The organism is Treponema sp. R6D11 (assembly GCF_054786075.1).
Map to the genome: position 1 here is coordinate 1 of NZ_BDHD01000271.1, position 1,900 is coordinate 1,900.

The window sequence follows — 1,900 nt, forward strand, 5'->3', positions numbered from 1 at the left end:
AGCTTTATGAAGAGTTTTTTGGGTTTCATAACTAGGATGTACAACATGTTCTGCGCCATGAAATTTGGGCAGAAGGTTAAATGTGTTTGCGAGTTTGTATTTTTAGCTGGCATATTAGCTCTTTTAACTTTGATTGTGCAGGCTATTATGAACGCTTGGGTGTTCGGTTTATTTCTAAATATTCCGGTAATCGGTGGGTTTATTCAGGACATATTGTTTAGAGTGTTCTTGTTTATATTAGTTGTAGTTGATATGGTGATACTGTTTAATATATTTAAGGTGAGATATTTAGACTATTATGTTACTATAGAAGATAGCAATGTGCCTGAGAAACAAATAGAGAAGGCCGTTGATTATTCGGGTGAGAAGGAGAAGATAATAATCCGCGACCCTATGCATTCGAGCAACAAATTTTTTGAGGGTTTCGGCAAACTTATACTTTTCTTCGCAAAATTTTTATCAGCTTGCCTGGGTGCACCGATTGCATTAGGCTTGCTTTTGTTGGTCTCGCTCGCTGCTAGTTTGATTATACATGTCGGCTATAGCATAATATTTCTATGGCTTGCTATTGGAGTGGTTGGTTTAATAACATCGCTATATGCAGTTGTTGATGCTCTATTTCGATTTATTTTTAAGGAAAATAAATTTTTCAAAACTCCTATGTATATTATTTTTCTTATTGGAGTTCTAATCGCAGGGATTGGGCTCGGCGGGGCGTTGGCTGTGTCTGCTGGGTTTGAAAGAGCGGAATATATTATGACTAAAGAGACGGTGCAATTGGCTAAAAATCCTAGAATTTCACCAGATGCTTTAGAGATTGATAATACACTTCCTGACGGAGTTGCCGTGGCTGTGTATCCTAGTGAATTAAAATGCCGTGTTTCGAGAGATTATAGTGAAAATTATGAAGAAACTGAAGAGGGTGAAACTATCAAGGTAGGAGAAGAAAATTATTACAGCATTTATAGTGATATGACGAGTTGGGATTATTACAAATTGTTCCTGCAGGATACTAAAGAAAAGAAGGCAAGGAATTGGGAATTGAAAAATTGGACATTTAGGGTTAATAGTAAAACATTCAACTTGGTGACAGATTAAATAAAAAAAGCCCTTCGGGCTTTTTTAATGGCGTGTTTTATTATACGACGTCTAGGAGTTCGATATATTTTTTGCCGTTTGTTGCGATGTGATGTTTTCTTGCTTGGAGATTATCGCCGAGGAGCATTTCAAATTTTAGTTGCATTAGCTCTTCGGAGTCGTCTGGATTTACTTGGATTAGCCTGCGCGACTCGGGGTTCATCGTCGTTTGCCACATCATGTCTGGCTGGTTTTCGCCCAAGCCTTTCGAACGTTGGATAGAATATTTTTTGCCGTCTAGTTTGTCTAGAATTGCTTGTTTTTCCTGCTCGTTATATGCGAAGAATGTGTCCTTGCCGGATTCGATTTCGTATAGTGGGGATTCTGCGATGTGGAGGTAGCCCTTTTCGATGAGGGTTGGCATGAGGCGGTAGAACATGGTGAGGATTAGGGTGCGGATTTGGTAGCCATCGACGTCGGCATCTGTGCAGATTATGATTTTGCTCCAACGCAACGCGTCCAAATCGAATGTATTTAAATCTTTATTATGCTTAGATTTAACTTCAATTCCGCAGCCTAGGACGCGGATTAAATCTAATATTATTTCGCTTTTGAAGATCTTGGCATAATCTGCTTTTAGGCAGTTGAGAATTTTGCCGCGGACTGGAATGATGGCTTGGAATTCACTATCGCGCCCGAGTTTGCAGGCGCCAAGTGCAGAATCGCCTTCAACTATATAGATTTCTCTTTTTGCGGTGTCTTTTGAACGACAGTCTACGAACTTTTGCACTTTATCTGCCATTGAGTTGGAAGATGTGAGCAT

General features: G+C 39.5%; 2 protein-coding genes. One reads left to right on the top strand and one right to left on the bottom strand.

The window, feature by feature from the left end:
* Nucleotides 1–1,098, top strand: a 1,098-nt coding sequence (locus ACYVTD_RS12180) for a hypothetical protein (RefSeq protein ID WP_461248026.1), incomplete at its 5' end; no start/stop codon positions are given.
* 40 nt (nt 1,099–1,138) lie between these two features.
* On the opposite strand, the gene ACYVTD_RS12185 is transcribed toward ACYVTD_RS12180, so the two are convergent.
* The gene (locus tag ACYVTD_RS12185) at nt 1,139–1,867 is read right to left on the bottom strand and encodes a toprim domain-containing protein (protein ID WP_461248027.1); all 729 of its coding nucleotides are present in this window, start codon (nt 1,865–1,867) and stop codon (nt 1,139–1,141) included.
* Nucleotides 1,868–1,900 lie beyond the last annotated feature (33 nt).